Annotated in this window: 15 protein-coding genes; 8 read left to right on the plus strand and 7 right to left on the minus strand. The window is 67.5% G+C overall.

Annotated features, from left to right (window positions below; all coding sequences use genetic code 11):
- The 6 genes from KYC_RS10360 to KYC_RS10385 form a co-directional block, all read left to right on the plus strand.
- A partial coding sequence (locus tag KYC_RS10360) for an alginate O-acetyltransferase AlgX-related protein (protein ID WP_008161729.1) occupies positions 1-204 on the plus strand: 204 nt, incomplete at its 5' end.
- A gap of 9 nt (positions 205-213) precedes the next feature.
- Positions 214-1,794 (plus strand): MBOAT family O-acyltransferase, encoded by a 1,581-nt coding sequence (locus KYC_RS10365; protein WP_008161731.1) that lies wholly within the window; start codon positions 214-216, stop codon positions 1,792-1,794.
- 23 nt (positions 1,795-1,817) lie between these two features.
- A complete protein-coding gene (locus KYC_RS10370) occupies positions 1,818-2,057 on the plus strand; it encodes an acyl carrier protein (RefSeq protein ID WP_008161732.1) in 240 nt (79 codons plus the stop codon).
- Between the two features lie 31 nt (positions 2,058-2,088).
- Positions 2,089-3,564 (plus strand): AMP-binding protein, encoded by a 1,476-nt coding sequence (locus KYC_RS10375; RefSeq protein WP_008161733.1) that lies wholly within the window; start codon positions 2,089-2,091, stop codon positions 3,562-3,564.
- Positions 3,561-4,235 carry an alginate O-acetyltransferase AlgF gene (locus tag KYC_RS10380; RefSeq protein WP_008161735.1) on the plus strand — a complete coding sequence of 225 codons (675 nt, stop codon included), beginning with the start codon at positions 3,561-3,563 and terminating at the stop codon, positions 4,233-4,235. Before KYC_RS10375 ends, KYC_RS10380 begins: the two co-directional genes overlap by 4 nt.
- A 9-nt stretch (positions 4,236-4,244) precedes the next feature.
- Positions 4,245-5,375, plus strand: a complete 1,131-nt coding sequence (locus tag KYC_RS10385; RefSeq protein WP_008161737.1) for an acyl-CoA dehydrogenase family protein — start codon at positions 4,245-4,247, stop codon at positions 5,373-5,375.
- Between the two features lie 15 nt (positions 5,376-5,390).
- Here the strand turns inward: KYC_RS10385 and KYC_RS10390 are convergent, their stop codons facing one another.
- The 5 genes from KYC_RS10390 to KYC_RS10410 all read right to left on the minus strand — a co-directional run bounded on the left by KYC_RS10390 (position 5,391) and on the right by KYC_RS10410 (position 9,710).
- On the minus strand, positions 5,391-6,395 hold the full coding sequence (locus KYC_RS10390) for a DUF4434 domain-containing protein (protein WP_008161738.1): 1,005 nt from the start codon (positions 6,393-6,395) through the stop codon (positions 5,391-5,393).
- Entirely contained in the window at positions 6,396-6,809 is a 414-nt protein-coding gene (locus KYC_RS10395; RefSeq protein ID WP_043518133.1) for a YidB family protein, read from the minus strand.
- A 133-nt stretch (positions 6,810-6,942) separates the two neighbouring features.
- Positions 6,943-8,157 (minus strand): lytic murein transglycosylase, encoded by a 1,215-nt coding sequence (locus KYC_RS10400; protein WP_008161743.1) that lies wholly within the window; start codon positions 8,155-8,157, stop codon positions 6,943-6,945.
- On the minus strand, positions 8,154-8,870 hold the full coding sequence (locus tag KYC_RS10405; protein ID WP_008161745.1) for an MOSC domain-containing protein: 717 nt from the start codon (positions 8,868-8,870) through the stop codon (positions 8,154-8,156). Before KYC_RS10405 ends, KYC_RS10400 begins: the two co-directional genes overlap by 4 nt.
- A gap of 15 nt (positions 8,871-8,885) precedes the next feature.
- Positions 8,886-9,710 (minus strand): ferritin-like domain-containing protein, encoded by an 825-nt coding sequence (locus tag KYC_RS10410; protein WP_008161747.1) that lies wholly within the window; start codon positions 9,708-9,710, stop codon positions 8,886-8,888.
- A gap of 96 nt (positions 9,711-9,806) precedes the next feature.
- Here KYC_RS10410 and KYC_RS10415 point away from each other — a divergent pair, with 96 nt between their 5' ends.
- Positions 9,807-10,934 (plus strand): GNAT family N-acetyltransferase, encoded by a 1,128-nt coding sequence (locus tag KYC_RS10415; RefSeq protein ID WP_008161750.1) that lies wholly within the window; start codon positions 9,807-9,809, stop codon positions 10,932-10,934.
- Positions 10,935-10,963: 29 nt separating this feature from the next.
- Here KYC_RS10415 and KYC_RS10420 read toward each other — a convergent pair whose 3' ends face one another.
- The gene (locus tag KYC_RS10420; RefSeq protein WP_008161752.1) at positions 10,964-11,434 is read right to left on the minus strand and encodes a cyanophycin metabolism-associated DUF1854 family protein; all 471 of its coding nucleotides are present in this window, start codon (positions 11,432-11,434) and stop codon (positions 10,964-10,966) included.
- 21 nt (positions 11,435-11,455) lie between these two features.
- Positions 11,456-13,741 (minus strand): cyanophycin metabolism-associated ABC transporter, encoded by a 2,286-nt coding sequence (locus tag KYC_RS10425; protein ID WP_008161754.1) that lies wholly within the window; start codon positions 13,739-13,741, stop codon positions 11,456-11,458.
- A gap of 259 nt (positions 13,742-14,000) precedes the next feature.
- On the opposite strand from KYC_RS10425, the gene cphA reads away from it, so the two are divergent.
- Positions 14,001-16,616, plus strand: coding sequence for a cyanophycin synthetase (gene cphA / locus KYC_RS10430; RefSeq protein WP_008161756.1), 2,616 nt, complete (start codon positions 14,001-14,003; stop codon positions 16,614-16,616).
- Positions 16,617-16,651 lie beyond the last annotated feature (35 nt).

A 16,651-nucleotide genomic window follows, 5' to 3' on the forward strand; every position in this document is an offset into this window, starting at 1 on the left:
GAACGCCTGGGCATCGGGCTGGGCCGCGAGGTCTGGAACATGAGCCTGGACGGCGGGCAGTTTTCGGGCGCCCTGCTGGTGGCGCTGAAACAGCGCGAGCAATGGCCCAAGAGCTTGAAGCTGGTGATCTGGGAGTTCTCGGAAAACGCCCTGTCGCTGCCGCTGACCGCGGACGAGCAAGCCCTGTTGGCCCGCATCCCGTAGCGAACCAAGATGCTATTCAACTCATACCTGTTCCTGCTGATCTTCCTGCCCGTCACGGTGGCCGTGTACTACGCGCTGGGGCCCTTGAATGTGCGCCTGGCCGCGCTGTGGCTGTGCCTGACGTCGGTGATCTTCTACGGCTGGTGGAATCCGCAATTCGTGGTGCTGCTGGCCGGCTCCATCGCCTTCAACTATGTCGTCAGCCAGCTGGTGCTGCACTATGCCGCGCGGCCCAGGCTGCAGGGCCTGATCGTGGGCCTGGGCGTGGGCGCCGACCTGGCGCTGCTGTTCCACTACAAGTATTTCGCGACGCTGCTCAATTTCCTGAACGATCTGGGCATGACGGGCGCCACGGCGGACGACATCATTCTGCCGCTGGGCATCTCGTTCTTCACGTTCACGCAGATCGGCTATCTGCTGGACTGCAAGGCGGGCGTGGTGAAAGAACGCAGCCTGCTCAGCTACGTCCTGTTCGTAACATTCTTCCCGCACCTGATCGCGGGGCCCATCCTGCACCACAAGGAAATGATGCCGCAGTTCGCGCAGCCGGAGAATTACCGGTTCAAGGCGGAGAACCTGTCGGTGGGCGCGATGCTGTTCGTGATCGGGCTGGCCAAGAAGGTGCTGCTGGCCGACGGCATCGCGCCCTATGCGGACGCGGGCTTCGCGGCCCCGGGCGAACTGCAGTTCTTCGGCTCGTGGGGCGCCAGCCTCTGCTATGCGCTACAGCTATATTTCGACTTCTCGGGCTATTCGGATATGGCCCTGGGCCTGGCCAAGATGTTCGGCATCCGCTTCCCGCTGAATTTCAACTCGCCCTACAAGGCCGGCAATATCATCGAGTTCTGGGCGCGCTGGCACATGACACTGACGCGCTACATCACCGCCTATCTGTACTACCCGGTGGCGGTGGCCGTGAACAACTGGCGCACAAAGCGCAACCTGCCGGTCGGGTCCGCCGGCCTCAAGACGCTGGGCGGCTTCGCGGGCAGCATCGCACTGCCGACGCTCTTCACGATGACGCTGGCGGGCGTGTGGCACGGCGCGGGCTTCCAGTTCGTGGTGTTCGGCCTGCTGCACGCCATGTACCTGTCGGTGAACCACGCCTGGCGGATCTTCGTGGTGGGGCGCAAGCCCGCCGCCGCGCGCAAGTCGCACCCCGCCACGCGCGCGCTCTGCGTGCTGGTGACCTTCGTCGCCGTGCTGGTGGCGCAGGCGTTCTTCCGCGCGCACGGCGTGGGCGACGCCCTGCTGCTGGTGCAGGGCATGGTCGGCGCGCGCGGCATGGAATCGCTGGACCTGTCCGCGCACGTCGCGGGCCTGGCCTGGGGCGACGCCTGGCGCGTTATCGTAGGCCATCACCTGCAGCTGATCTACGCCGTCGTGCTGCTGTCCATCGCCTGGTTCACGCCCAACGCGCACCAGATCCTGGGCCGCTATTCGCCCGCGCTGTTCAAGCCGCAGGAGGCCCCGCAGGCCTTCATGCGCTGGCGCCCCAACCTGGCCTGGATGGCCGTCATGCTGGCGCTGCTGATTTTCTGCCTGGTCAACCTGCACAAGGAAACCCGGTTCCTCTATTTCCAATTCTGACCGCACAGGTCGCGGAGCATCCCATGGACATCAACGCAATCGAAGCCAAAGTGGCGCAAATCGTCGAAGGCATCATCCTGACGCAGGTCGACCCCGACACCCTGCTGATCGAATCGGGCCTGGTCGATTCGCTTGCCGCCGTGGACGTGGCGCTGGCGGTGGAACGCGAGTTCGGCTGCAAGATCCCCCCGACCGAGATCGACGTGCACCTGGAATCGGTGCACACGCTTGCCGCGTTCATCGCGGAGCGCGGCCGCGCCTGAGGCGCACCCACGAGCCTTGGAGGGCCGGACCATGCGTTTCGATTTCAATCGCTGCGACTTCGCCGATGCCCAGGCGGGAGCCGACGCCATCGCCGTGGTGGACGCCCAGGGCGCGCTGTCGTGGGGCGCGCTGCGCGCCGCCACCGAGGCATGGGAACAGGCCGCCGTGGCCATGGGCGCACGCGCAGGCGAACCCCTGGTGATCTCCGGCCACAAGGAAGCCGCCTTTCTCGTGGCCATGCTGGGCTGCCTGCGGCTGGGCATCCCCTTCGTGCCGGTGGACGTCATCAACCCGCCCGAACGCATCGCGCGCATCGGCGACCTGGTGCGGGCGGGCCTGCGCTATGACGCGCAGGGACAGGCCTTCGTCCCCGCCAGCGGCGATCCCGCCCTGCTCGACGAACAGGCACTGGCCTACATCATGTTCACGTCCGGCAGCACGGGCGACCCCAAGGGCGTGCAGATCGGCCGCGAGAGCGTGGCGCTCTTTGCCGGCTGGATACGCGACTGCCTGAACCTGGGCGCGGCGCCGGTCTTCATGGACCAGATGCTGTTCAGCTTCGATTTCTCGCTGTTCAACTGGGTGGGCGCGCTGGAGCTGGGCGGGACCTGCGTGCTGTGCCCGCGCGAAACCATCGCACAGCGCGACGCCTTCGTTTCGTACCTGGCCGCCACGCGCATCAGCGTGTGGGCCTCCACGCCTTCGTTCGTGCGGCAGCAACTGTTCAACCCCGACTTCGACCACGCCCACCTGCCTGACCTGCGCGTCTTTGTCTTCGGCGCGGAGTCGCTGACGCCGGCCATGGCGGAAGAACTCTGGCAGCGCTTCCCGCAGGTGCGCATCGTCAATTCGTATGGTCCGACCGAAGCCACCTGCTCCACCACCTGGGTCGAGATCGACCCGGCCCTGCGCGCCGCCGCGCCGAACCCCTTCCCGATCGGGCGCGCCAAGCCCTACGCCGAGGTGTTCATCGAAAACGGCGAGATCAACATCGTCGGCGACCACGTCATGCGGGGCTACCTGAACCGCCCCGACCTGAACGCCACGCGCATGTTCACGCGCAACGGCAAGCGCGGTTACCGCAGCGGCGACCTTGGCGAGATTGATGCCCAGGGGCTGGTCACCTTCCGCGGCCGCATCGACGACCAGATCAAACTGCACGGCTACCGGATCGAGCTGGCCGAGATCGACGCCGCAATCGCCGCGCTGCCCGGCGCACGCGCCGGCGCCACGGTGGCGCTGCGCCGTCCCGACGGAGCCATCGTCAGGCTGATCGGCTTCGTGGAGCCGGCCGTGGCCGGGCCCGCCGGCCTGCAGCCGCTGCCGGACGGCCTGGTCGACTGGAAACACACACTGGGCCGGCATCTGCCGCCCTACATGATTCCTTCCGAACTGGTGGCCTGCCACCGCTTTCCCACCACCAGCACAGACAAGGCCGACCGCAAGCAGCTCGAACGCCTGTACCTGGAAGCGCGCCTCAGCAAGAACCCGGAACCGCAAGCATGACACGCACTCGCTATCGCTACGCCCTCGCCTTGACCCTGGCGGCCTGCGCCGCCAATGCTGCCGCCGAAGGCGTGCTGGCCCAACTGTACGCCGCGCGTCCGCCGGCTGGATCCTCGTTCGTGCGGGTGGTCAATCCCCACGTCAAGCCGCTGCAGGCGCAGATCGCCCAAGGGCCGGCCCAGGAGATCGGCCCCGACAGGCAAGCCACCACCTACGCCATCGTCAAGGGCAACCAGTCCTTCGACGTGCGCATCGACGGCAAGCTCGCCGGCACCCTGCAGGTCGCGCCCGACACCTTCAACACGCTGGTGCCGCGGCGCGACGGCGGCAGGCTGTCCTTCAGCGTCATCGACGACAGCAGCGGCGCGCAGGACGCCCTGAAAGCCGAGCTGCGCTTCTACAACCTGGCGGCGGACTGCCCCGCCGGCCAGTTGTCGGTCAGCCCGTCGGGCCCCGTCCTGTTCAAGGACGTCGAACCCGGCGCCTCGGCCGCGCGCGCCATCAATCCCGTCAGCGCGACGCTGGCCGCGGGCTGCGGCGCGGCGGCATCGCCGACCCTGCCCCTGCCGGCCCTGCAGCCGGGCGACCACTACAGCCTGTTCCTTACCGGCACTCCGCAAGCACCCGTGCTGCACGGCCAGGTCAGCGGCACGGATCCCTACAAAAAATAAGGAGCCATCATGCGCAGCGTATTCCGGGATGACCACGAACTGTTCCGCGACCAGGTCAAGCGTTTCATCGCCAACGAGATCGCGCCGCGCTACGCCGAGTGGGAGCAGGCCGGCGTGACCCCGCGCTCGCTCTGGCTGCGCGCCGGCGAAGAAGGCCTGCTCAACTGCGCGCTGCCTGACCCCTACGGACTGGGCGGCGACTTCGGGCATTCGGCCGTGGTGATCGAAGAGCTGGCACGCGCCAACTTCCTGGGCATCGGCTTTTCCATCCATTCCGACATGGTGGCGCCCTATCTGCTGAACTTCGGCACCGATGCGCAGAAGGACCGCTGGCTTCCTCCCATGACGCGCGGCGAGACCATCGGCGCCATCGCGCTGACCGAGCCGGGCGCGGGCAGCGACCTGAAGGCCGTGCGCACGCGCGCGCGGCTGGATGGCGAACACTACGTGCTCAATGGCCAGAAGACCTTCATCACGAATGGCGTGAACGCCGGACTGGCCATCGTGCTGGCCAGCACCGACCCGGACCTGGGCGCGCGTGGCCTGTCTTTGTTTTGCGTGGAAGAGAACCTGCCCGGCTACACCAAGGGCGGCCCGCTGAACAAGATCGGCCAGCACAGCCAGGACACCTGCGAGCTGTACTTTGACGATGTGCGCGTGCCGGCGGATTGCCTGCTGGGGCCGCTGAACGCGGCCTTCGAGATCATGACGCGCGAACTGGCGCGCGAACGCCTGGCGATCGCCCTGCGCGCTGCCGCGTCGCAGGAAGGCATGCTCGAAGAAGCGGCGCAGTACGCCCGCGACCGCAAGGTCTTCGGCCGCCGCGTGATCGACTACCAGAACACGCGCTTCAAACTGGCCAACGCGCGGGCCCAGAGCACCATGCTGCGCGTCTTCCTGGACGACTGCCTGGCCCGCCAGATGGAAGGCGAACTGGACGCCACCACGGCCGCCATCGCCAAGCTCAACGCCACCGAGATGCAGGGCCGCATCCTGGACGACCTGCTCCAGATGTATGGCGGTTACGGCTACATGGCGGAATACGGCATCGGCCGCGCCTGGGTGGACGCGCGCGCGCTGCGCATCTTCGGCGGCACCAGCGAAGTCATGCTCGAGATCATCGGCCGCAGCTTCAACTGAACGCCGCTGGCGGCCTTAGAGGCGCGCATCCATCCAGTCGCGCATCAGCGCGCGCGCTTCCGGCGTGTCGTCGATGACCCAGGGATCCAGCGCGAACGCCACGATGCGCTTGGCGCCGTAGCCGCGGGCGACTTCCCATTGCTGCTTCACGCGGTCGAACTCGGCGGAGCGGGCCTTGAAGGTGGAGCCGTCGGTGGCGCCCGACGGCAGCTCTTCGAACAGTTCCAGGATCAGGTCGAACGACGCGCGCCGCGCCAGCAGCATGTCGTGCAAGGGTTCCAGCGCCCGCAGATTGGCCAGGCCGGCCACGCCCACCCCGTCCTGGATCATGGGATGGATGCGCACGCGGTCCAGGATGCCGCTCCACAGCTTCATCAGCGAACCGTCGCCCGGCAAGCGGCTGTGATAGGTGGAGATGCAGGGCACGCCGCGGCTGGTGGCCTGGGCGGCCCGCGAGAACGCGTCCAGCCATGGGATCAGCAGCGCCTGGCGCTCGGGGGAGGCCCAGTTGTACTGCTCGAGTTCGTACGGCAGATACCAGCCGCGGAACGCCCGGCGCTTGTTCCAGGCCGTTGTCCGCATATAGGCAACGCCGCGCTCGCGCGTCTGGTCCAGATAGCCGGACAGCGCCTGCGTGTCAGCGTGGGCCAGCACGTCCCACCAGCGCTGGTCATAGGGCAGCCCCACATGAATGCCCATGCCCTGACGCCCGGCCTCGTCGAACAGGGTATGCAGCAGCGAATCGGGCGCCATCCAGTCGTCCGGACGGCCGCCCTCCAGGCCGACCCACTGCAGGAAGATTTCGCGGCAGCCCAGCCGCCGGAACGCGCGCAGGCGAAGACGCCAGTCTTCGGGCTTCAGGTCCAGGTGGCTGCGCCAGAGCTGCAGGAAGGTGGCGTTCAGGGACAGCGGCGGCGAGCATGCGGCCAACGGCGCCAGGGCGCCGAGCGCCAGCGCCTGGAGCAGGCGCCGGCGGCTGAGGGACTGGAACTGCGGATGTGACAGGAAAGAACCCTGCATTTATCCGCGGTTGCCGAACATGCCGGACAGGGACGCCAGCAGGTCGGTCGGATTGAATTGCTGGTCCGGCTGCACCGCGCCTTCCGGCGTGGCCTTGTCGACCAGCTGCGGCAGCAGCGCCGACAGGGAATCCAGGACGGAATTGCTGTCCTGCCCCGTCTTGGCGGCCAGTTCGTTCACCACGCCGGGGTCCAGCACGGAACCCAGCTGGCTGGGGCTGACGGGCAGGTTCTGGCCCGTGCCCACCCAGGAGGCCACGATCTCGCTCAGGCCGCCCTTCTGGAAGCTGGCGATCAGGCCGGTCAAGCCGCCCGGGTATTTGTTCAGTTGCTCGATCAGCGCGGGCAGCAGCGAGGCCGATCCGCCTTGCTGACCGCCGCCGGCCATCGAGGCCAAGGTGTCCAATAGACTCATTGCCGCGCTCCTGAAAAAGTCGGGAAACCAGTATAGGCCGATGATCAGCGCCGCGCGCGCCATACGGGTTGCTGGAGGCTTCGACTTTGCAAAACTTGTAAATCCGGGACTGATGGAGCCCAGCCTTCCGCCCTCAGCCCCCCGGCCGCGATGCCGCCGATGCCCGCAACGCCTTCAGCGCCTTCTGGCCCGCCCGTCCGTCGGGCGGCAGCCCCAGCTCCCGCTGCGCCTCCTGCAGGGCCTGACGGGTGCGGGCGCCGACCATGCCGTCGGGTTCGCCCAGGTCATAGCCGCGGGCGATCAGCAGGCGCTGCAGTTCACGCCGTTCCGCCCGGGACAGGCCCGGGTCGTCCGTCGGCCAGGCCTGGACCAGCGGCCCGCCGCCCCGCAACCGGTCCGACAGGTGCGCGATCGCCAGCGCGTAGCTTTCCGCCGCGTTATAGGAGTACAGGGCGTCGAAATTGCGCGTCACCAGGAACGCGGGGCCATTGCGGCCGGCAGGCAGCAGCAGCCCGGCGGGCGAGTCGCCGGCAGGCAAAGCCTGCCCGTCGGCTCGGGTCACGCCCTGCCGGGCCCAGGACGACATCGGCCGCTTGTTCTTGCGCCCCGCCCCGGCCGTGTCCATGCCGGCGGGCAGCCTAACTTCGTAGCCCCAGGCCAGCGCGGGATTCCAGCCGGCACGCTTGAGGAAGTTGGCGGTGGACGCCAGCGCGTCCGGCACGCTGTCGACCAGGTCGCGGCGCCCGTCGCCATCGAAATCCACCGCCAGGCGCAGGTAGGTTGACGGCATGAACTGGGTCTGGCCGAACGCGCCCGCCCAGGATCCGACCAGGCGGTCGGGCGCAATGTGTTCGTCCTGGATGATCTTCAGGGTGGCGAAGAATTCGCCCCGGAAATAGGCCTGCCGGCGGCCGAAGCACGACAGGGTGGACAGCGACGTCAGCAGCGGCCGGCCGCCCAGGGTGCGCCCGAAATTGCTTTCCACGCCCCACACCGCCGCGATGGTGGCCGGATCCACGCCATAGCGCTGGGCCGCGCGGTCCAGCTCCGCCTGCCAGCGCGCCATGCCGGCCTGCCCGTCCGCCACGCGCTCGTCATCCACCAGGCCCGCCATGTAGTCCCAGATGGGCGTCTTGAATTCGGGCTGGGCGTCCAGCAAGCCGATCACCGCCATGTCCGGCGCAAGGTTGGCGGTATTCGCGTCGAAGGTCGCTGCCGACACGCCGGCCTTCAGGGCGGGCGCGCGCAACTGCGACAGGCAGGCGGCGAATGGGTCGGCGGCCAGCGCGGCGGACGCCGGCAGGATCAACGCGGCGCCGGTCAGCGCGCGGGCCAGAAGGGATTTCATGCCTGTGATTCCTTGGGAGGTGCGATGGCGCCATCGCCTTCGAGGCGCCGTGTCCAATCTTCGACTTCGCCAGCGCGGGCGCGCTTTTCGAAAAGCGCGCGCCAGTTGGGCGACAGTTCGGGCAGGTCCGCCAATGCGTGCAGCAGGTCCGCGTCCAGTACGCGGCGGTTCAGGATTTCCTGCACCCGCGCCAGCGGCCATTGCGGGTGCGGCCGCTCCTGCAGGGACAGCGTGTCCCCCGCCGCCAGCCAGCCGGTCTGCAGCACGCGGTAGTACCAACCGGTCATGCCGCTGGCCTGTACCCGAGCCGCCATGCCCTTGCAGCCGAAGCGGTGATCCAGCTTCCAGCACGGCTGGCGCGCCTGCGACACCTGGATCAGCGTCGTGCCCGCGCGGTAGATGTCGCCCACGCAGACGTCGCTTTCCGTCATGCCCGTCGTGGAGAGATTTTCGCCGAAGGCGCCGGGAGCGCGCAGCACGGCGCGCTCGCCCAGCGCGTCGAGCCACGCGGGATAGTGGTCGCGGGCGTAGTGATGCAGCGCCTTCTCGGGGCCGCCATGAAAGCGCCGGTCGGCCTGTTCGTCGCCGCCCAGGCCTTCAGGGCCCAGCCACAGGCGTTCCTGCACGGGATGCTTGTCGATGCCGCTGTCGCGTCCGGAGTCGCCCAGCGGACGCACCGTGCCGGTCAGGAGCGCGTCGATCGTGATGTCCATCGTGATGTCTTCCGGTCAGCCGGCCTGCAGCGCGGCAAGCTCGGCGTCGTCGAAACCGGCGGCGCGGCGCGCCTCCAGGTTGAAGGGGCCGCGCAGGCGGGGCGCGTCATAGCGTTTGGCCAGCTCGGCATAGCAGGCCACGGGCTCCTTGCCCGCCGCCACGCATTGCTGCTTGTACCAGTGGTTGCCGATGGCGACGTGGCCGATTTCGTCGCGCAGGATGATGTCCACGATGGCCGCGCTTTCCGTGTCGCCCGCGCCGGCCAGCTTGTTGCGGATCATGGGCGACGCGTCCAGCCCCCGGGCTTCCAGCGTACGCGGCACCAGCGCCAGTCGGGCGAGCAGGTCGCCGCACGTCCGTTCGGCCATATCCCACAGGCCGTTATGCGCGGGAAAATCGCCGTAAGCGTAGCCCAGCGCGTCCAGGCGCCGGCGCAGCAGGTCGAAATGCAGGGCCTCTTCGCGCGCAACGCGCAGCCAGTCGCGGTAGAACGCCTCGGGCATGCCTGCAAAACGCCACATGATGTCCAGCGCAAGGTTGACCGCGTTGAATTCGATATGGGCCAGCGCGTGCAGCAGCGCCGCGCGCCCTTCCTGCGTGGCCATGGAACGCTGCCTGACCTGCGCGGGCGCGACCAGTTCAGGCAGCGGCGGGCGGCCGGGCACGCCGTCCATGGGCGCGAAAACCCGCTGGCAGTCCAGCATGGCGTCATCCGCGATGGCGCGCACCCGCGCCAGCTTGTCGGGCCACGCCGTGGCGGCCAGGGCCGCGAGCGCCTGCGCGCGCATGCAGTCCGGATGATGTTCCTGCCCTGCCGGGGCCGTATTGCTGCTGTCCATGATGTTCCGATTTCCTGGCGGCCCGCGGGCCCCGCATAACCTTGAATTACGCTGGCCTGTCCGCCATGCATTCACGAACGACTTTATCATTCACCGATGGATTCCCTGCGCCTGACCATCGAAACCGACCTGTCCCGCATCGACGCCCGGCAATGGGACGCGCTGGCCGGAGACCAGCCGTTTCTGCGCCACGCGTTCCTCTGCGCATTGCACGAAACGGGCTGCGCGGCGCGCGAAACCGGCTGGGCCCCGCATTTCCTGGCGCTGTGGCGCGGCGATGCGCTGGCCGCCGCCGCGCCGCTCTACCTGAAATCGCATTCCCGCGGCGAGTACGTGTTCGACTACGCCTGGGCCGACGCCTTCCAGCGGCACGGCATGCGCTACTACCCCAAGCTGCTGTCGGCCATTCCGTTCACGCCCGTAACGGGGCCGAGGCTGCTGGCGGCGAACGACGAAGACCGCGAAACGCTGGTGCGCGGGCTGGTGGCCTTCGCGCAGGAGATCAAGGTGTCGTCGCTGCACCTGCTGTTTCCCGCCGACGCCGACGTGCGCGTGCTGCGCGAAGCGGGCTTCATGATCCGGGAAAGCGTGCAGTTCCACTGGACCAATGCGGGCTACGCCGACTTCGATGCGTTCCTGGCCGCCATGAGCCACGACAAGCGCAAGAAGATCCGGCAGGACCGCAAGAAGGTCGCCGCGGCCGGCCTGTCGTTCCGCTGGCTGCGCGGCGACGGCATTGGCGCGGACGAACTGGCGTTCTTCTATGAATGCTATTGCCGCACCTATTTCAGCCACGGCAATCCGCCCTATCTAAGCCGCGATTTTTTCCAGCGCGCGCACCGCGACCAACCCGACGCTTTCGTGCTGATCCTGGCCGAGCGCGACGGCCTGCCGGTGGCCGCGGCGCTCAACCTCGCAGGGGGCGACGCGCTGTACGGACGCTATTGGGGCGCGACCGAATACGTGCCGGGGCTGCACTTCGAGACCTGCTACATGCAGGCCATCGCCTATTGCATCGCGCATGGCATCGCGCGCTTCGAGGGGGGCGCGCAGGGCGAACACAAGATGGCGCGCGGCCTGCTGCCCACGCCGACATGGTCGGCGCATTGGGTCGCGCATCCGGGCTTTGCCGAAGCGATCCAGAACTTCCTGGACGAGGAAACAGCCGCCGTCTCGGATTACCTGGGCGAGCTGGAATCGCACACGCCGTTCAAGGCAGACTGACGCCCACAGCGGCCCGGATACAAGGTGTCTTAAAGAAACCGGTCCAGCAATTTACGGCTGTGCTTGTCCAGCGCCTGGATGTCGCGCACCAGATAGAAAATGCCGTGGTTATCGGCAATCAGCAGCGTCTGCGGGCTGAGGCGGCGGATGTCTTCTTCGCCGCGCAGCGTGAACGAGGTCGGGCCGCGGTCGGTCTCGACCTTCCAGGTGCTGGGCGTGGCGTAGGACGACACGCTGGCCAGCTTGCGGATCTCGGGCATGAATTCGCGCCCGGCCAGTTCTTCTTCGATGAGTTCGCGCTGCGGCGCCGGCACATCCGACAGGTGCTCGATCCAGACCAGTTCGTGCCCGTCGCCGGTCACCAGCGACAGGCCGCGGCCCGCTTCGCTGATCGGAAAGGCGCGCACCGGGATGACCCCTTCGTGCGTTTCGCCATCGGCGGACTGGAACTCGAGGCGCCCGAAGGCATTGCGGCGCAACTGAAAGGTCGGCAAGGTCATGGCGATGATTCCGTTTCGGCGTCAGGCCACGGCGGCCATGTCTTCGCTGCCCGACGCCTGGGCGTCGGCTTCAGCCTGCCGCGCTTGCGCCTGGTACAGACGATAGTAGGCGCCCTCGCGGGCCATCAGGTCTTCGTGCGGCCCCTGCTCCACGATCTGGCCGCGGTCCAGCACCACCAGCCGGTCGGCCTTGCGCAGCGTGCTCAGGCGGTGGGCGATGGCGATCGTGGTGCGGCCGCGCACGAGGTTGTCCAGGGCCTTCTGGATTTCCTTTTCGGTCGTGGTGTCCACCGACGACGTCGCTTCGTCCAGGATCAGGATGCGCGGGTCGATCAGCAGCGCGCGGGCGATCGAGATGCGCTGGCGTTCGCCGCCGGACAACGCCTGGCCGCGTTCGCCTACCAGCGAGTCGTAGCCGTGCGGCAGGCGCAGGATGAATTCGTGGGCGTGGGCCGCGCGCGCCGCGGCCACGATCTCGTCGCGCGTGGCGTCGGGCTTGCCGTAGGCGATGTTCTCGGCGATGGTGCCGAAGAACAGGAACGGCTCCTGCAGCACCAGCCCGATATGGCTCCGGTAGTCGGCCACGCGCACCGAACGGATGTCGGCGCCGTCGACCAGCACCGCGCCCTCGGACACGTCATAGAAGCGACAGATCAGGTTGATCAGCGTGCTCTTGCCCGAGCCGCTGTGTCCCACCAGACCGATCATCTCCCCCGGCGCGATGGTCAGGTTCAGGCCGCGGATGACCTGCCTGTTGCCGTAGCGGAACCCCACGTCGCGCAGTTCGATGCGGCCGTTGATGTGCGGCAGCTTGGCCGGATTCTGCGGTTCCGGCACGCTGGAAACGTGGTCCAGGATGTCGAAGATGCGCTTGGCGCCGGCCGCCGCCTTCTGCGTGACCGACACGATGCGGCTCATGGAATCCAGGCGCATGTAGAAGCGCCCGATATACGCCAGGAACGCGGCCAGCACGCCCACGGTGATCTGCTTCTGGGAAACCTGCCAGATGCCGAAGATCCACACCACCAGCAGGCCCACTTCGGTCAACAGGGTGACGGTGGGCGAAAACAGCGACCACGTGGTGTTGACGCGGTCATTGACTTCCAGGTTGCGGTTGTTGGCTTCGCGGAAACGCGCGACCTCGCGCTTTTCCTGGGCGAACGCCTTGACCACGCGGATGCCGGGAATCGTGTCGGCCAGCACGTTGGTGATCTCGGACCAGATGCGGTCGACCTTTTCGAAGCCGTGGCGCAGTCGGTCGCGCACGGCGTGGATCATCCAGATGATGAACGGCAGCGGCACCAGCGTAACCAGGGCCAGCCACGGGTTGATGGTCACCAGAATGGTCGCCGTCATGACGATCATCAGGATGTCGGTGGCGAAGTCCAGCAGATGCAGCGACAGGAACACGCAGATGCGGTCGGTTTCGCTGCCGATGCGCGAGATCAGGTCGCCCGTGCGCTTGCCGCCGAAGTACTCCAGCGACAATTGCTGCAGGTGCGCGTAGGTGGTCGTGCGCAGGTCCGCGCCGATGCGTTCGCTGACCCAGGCCAGGATGTAGGTCCGCGCCCAGCCCAGTCCCCACGCCAGGATCGCCGATCCCAGGAGCCCGCCCAGGTAAAGCCGGACCAGGCCGTAATCAATGGGAGCCCCGTTCTGGAACGGAATCAGCACGTCGTCCATCAAGGGCATGGTGAGGTACGGCGGCACCAGGGTGGCGGCCGTGCCCAGCAGCGTCAACAGGAAACCGATAAACAGCGGGCCCCGGTAGGGTCTGGCGAAACGCCACAGCCGCAGCAGCGCCCAGGTGGACGGCGGCGCCGCGTGTTCCGGATTGCACGAGGGGCATTCTTCCTCGTCTGCCGGGATGACGCTATTACAGATGGTGCAGCTGCGTTCCGCCGCTGCCTGCGCCTGATGGCCGGACAAACGGATGGACTGCTGGGTCTCGAACTGGGCCAGCAGGCGCAGCGCGGCCGGATTGCGGGCCAGCGTGAAGCGCCACACGGCCAGGCGGGCGGCGTCGTCGTGCAGTTCCAGCACAGCGGCCCCAGCGTGGTCGCTGAGGCCGAGTTTTAATTGGGGGCCATATTGCCAGGAGTCCCAGCGCGTGTCGTCGGGATGCCGCGCCAGCAGCCTTTTGTCCGTGACCGCGACCAGGCCCGGATGAAACTTCAAACGCTGATCGAGGTCTATTTCAACCCAGGCCAGGAGGGTTTCGTCATCCGCAAGTTCAGTGCGGATTTCATCCCGCCAGCGGGCAGGAAAAGCATCGGCAAGGCCGGAAAGCTGGTTTGGTTTTTTCATTAGAACGCATACCGGGCCAGGACTCTGCCCTACTAGGCGGCAACCGGTTCGGCGCCCTGGGCGCCAAACGTGTCCCTTCCTTACAACACAACGAGTTCACGCCATGAAGGCGTCGTATAGTATCAGCCGATTTTTCTAATTAGGAATATCTGGGATCCCCCACTCGTTGGCATTATTCTAAAGGCGCAACCCCAATAAATTCGCGGTCTTGCATAGGGGCGTCCGCGCGTGCCAACCTGCTTCTCAAGTAAATTAAAACATGAAAAAGAAAGACATTGAATTTCTCGATGTCGTGGCTTTGCGCGGCCCGAACATTTGGACGTATCGCCCGGTCCTTGAAGCATGGGTGGATATCGGAGAACTGGAGGACTACCCCTCCAATACGATTCCCGGATTCTACGAGCGCCTGACCGAATGGCTGCCGACCCTGATCGAGCACCGCTGCAGCCCCGGCGTCCGGGGCGGCTTCCTGGCCCGCCTGAAAGAAGGCACGTGGCCCGGCCACATCCTTGAGCATGTCACCCTTGAATTGCAGAATCTGGCCGGCCTGCGCGGCGGTTTCGGCAAGGCCCGCGAAACCTCCACCCGCGGCGTCTACAAGGTCGTCGTCCGCGCCTGGCAAGAACAGGTTACCCGCAGCGCCCTGAACGAAGCCCGCGACCTGGTCATGGCCGCCATCGAGGACCGTCCGTTCGACGTGCCCGCCGCCGTCGCGAAGCTGCGCAGCCTGATCGACCGCCACTGCCTGGGTCCCAGCACCGCCTGCATCGTGGACGCCGCCGACGACCGCGACATTCCCTATATCCGCCTGTTCGAGGGCAACCTGGTCCAGTTCGGCTACGGCTCGGCCCAGCGCCGCATCTGGACCGCCGAAACCGACCGCACCAGCGCCATCGCAGAAGGCATCTCGCGCGACAAGGACCTGACCAAGGAACTGCTGTCGACCTGCGGCGTGCCGGTGCCCGAAGGCCGCCTGGTCGACAGCGAGGAAGACGCCTGGGATGCCGCCGAGGACATCGGCCTGCCCGTTGTCGTCAAGCCTTATGACGGCAACCACGGCCGCGGCGTGTTCACCAACCTGACGACGCGTGAAGAGGTGGTCTCCGCCTACCGCGTCGCCGTGGACGAAGGTAGCGGCGTGATCGTCGAGCGCTTCGTGCTGGGCAACGAACACCGCCTGCTGGTCGTCGGCGACCGGATGGTCGCCGCCGCGGCCGGCGAGCCGGCCTGGGTGACAGGCGACGGCAAGTCCACCATCACCGAACTGATCGACAGCCAGATCAACACCGATCCGCGCCGTGGCCGCACCGAGAATCATCCGCTCAATCCCGTGCGCCTGGATTCCGCCGCCCGGCTGGAAATCGCCCGCCAGGGCCTGTCGGAAGACAGCGTGCCGCCCGAAGGCCAGCGCGTGCTGGTGCAGCGCAGCGGCAACGTTGCCTTCGACGTGACCGACCGCGTCCACCCCAGCGTCGCGGCCACCGTCACGCTGGCCGCCCGCATCGTCGGCCTGGACATCGCCGGCGTAGACCTGGTGGCCGAGGACATCACCCGCCCGCTGGACGAACAGCGCGGCGCCATCGTCGAAGTCAATGCCGGCCCCGGCCTGCTGATGCACCTGAAACCTGCCGACGGCACGCCGCGCCCGGTGGGCCGCGCGATCGTCGATCACCTGTTCCCGGAAGGCGAAGCGGGCCGGATCCCCATCGTGGGCGTGACCGGCACCAACGGCAAGACCGTCGTGGCCCGTCTGGTGGCGCGCCTGCTGCACCTGTCGGGCAAGCGCACCGGCCTGGCGTGCAGCGAAGGCCTCTACCTGGACCGCCGCCTGGTGCAAAAGGGCGACCGCGCCGACTTCGCGTCGGGCACGCGGCTGCTGATGAACCGCAACGTGGACGCCGCCGTCATCGAAAACGACAGCGGCGTGATCCTGGGCCAGGGCCTGGCCTACGACCGCTGCCAGGTGGGCGTGGTCACCAACATCGACGACGCCGACCACCTGGGCGATTTCGACATCAACGAAACGGAACGCATGTTCAACGTGTTCCGCACGCAGGTCGACGTGGTTCTGCCCGACGGCGTCGCCGTGCTGAACGCGCGCGATCCGCGGGTGGTCGAAATGGCCGAACTCTGCGACGGCAGCGTGATCTTCTTCGGCATCGACCCCGCCCTGCCCGCCATCGCCGGGCATCTGGCGCAGGACGGCCGCGCCGTCTTCGTGCGCGACGGCAGCATCGTGCTGGCGCAAGGCGCGCAGGAAGAACGGCTGGCCGACGTGGCCGCCATCCCGCTGACCCACGGCGGGCGCGTGGCCTTCCAGGTCGAGAACGTGCTGGCGGCCGTGGGCACGGCCTGGGCGCTGGACATCCCCGTCGAGCTGATCCGCGCCGGCATCGAAACCTTCGATATCGACCAGGCGGACGCTCCCTGGCAATTCACCCTGTTCGAACGCAACGGCAGCACGGTCGTCGTGGACGATGCGCACAACGCTTCGGCGTTGCGTCCGCTCATCGCCGCCATCGACCAGTTCCCGTCGGCCACGCGCGCCGCCGTCTACTCGGCCGGCGCCGACCGCCGCGACGCGGACCTGATCGAACAAGGCAGGCTGCTAGGCGACGCCTTCGACCGCGTGGTGCTTTACGACGACGCCACCGTGCGCAGCAAGCGGCCGGAAGGCCAGGCGCGCGCGCTGCTGCGCCAGGGGCTGGCCCAGGGCAGCCGCGTCAAGGACATCCAGGAAGAGCCCGACCACGGCAAGGCCATCGCCAGCGTGCTGGACAGCATCGCGCCGGGCGACTTCGTCCTGCTGCAGTCCGACGAGGCCTTCTCCGGCCCCACCATCGACCTGGTCCGCCGCTGGATTCAGCAACACTGACAATATCCGCGCGCGCCGCGGCAGTCCGCGGGCGC

The sequence above is a fragment of the Achromobacter arsenitoxydans SY8 genome (assembly GCF_000236785.1).
GTDB classification, from domain to species: domain Bacteria; phylum Pseudomonadota; class Gammaproteobacteria; order Burkholderiales; family Burkholderiaceae_B; genus Achromobacter; species Achromobacter arsenitoxydans.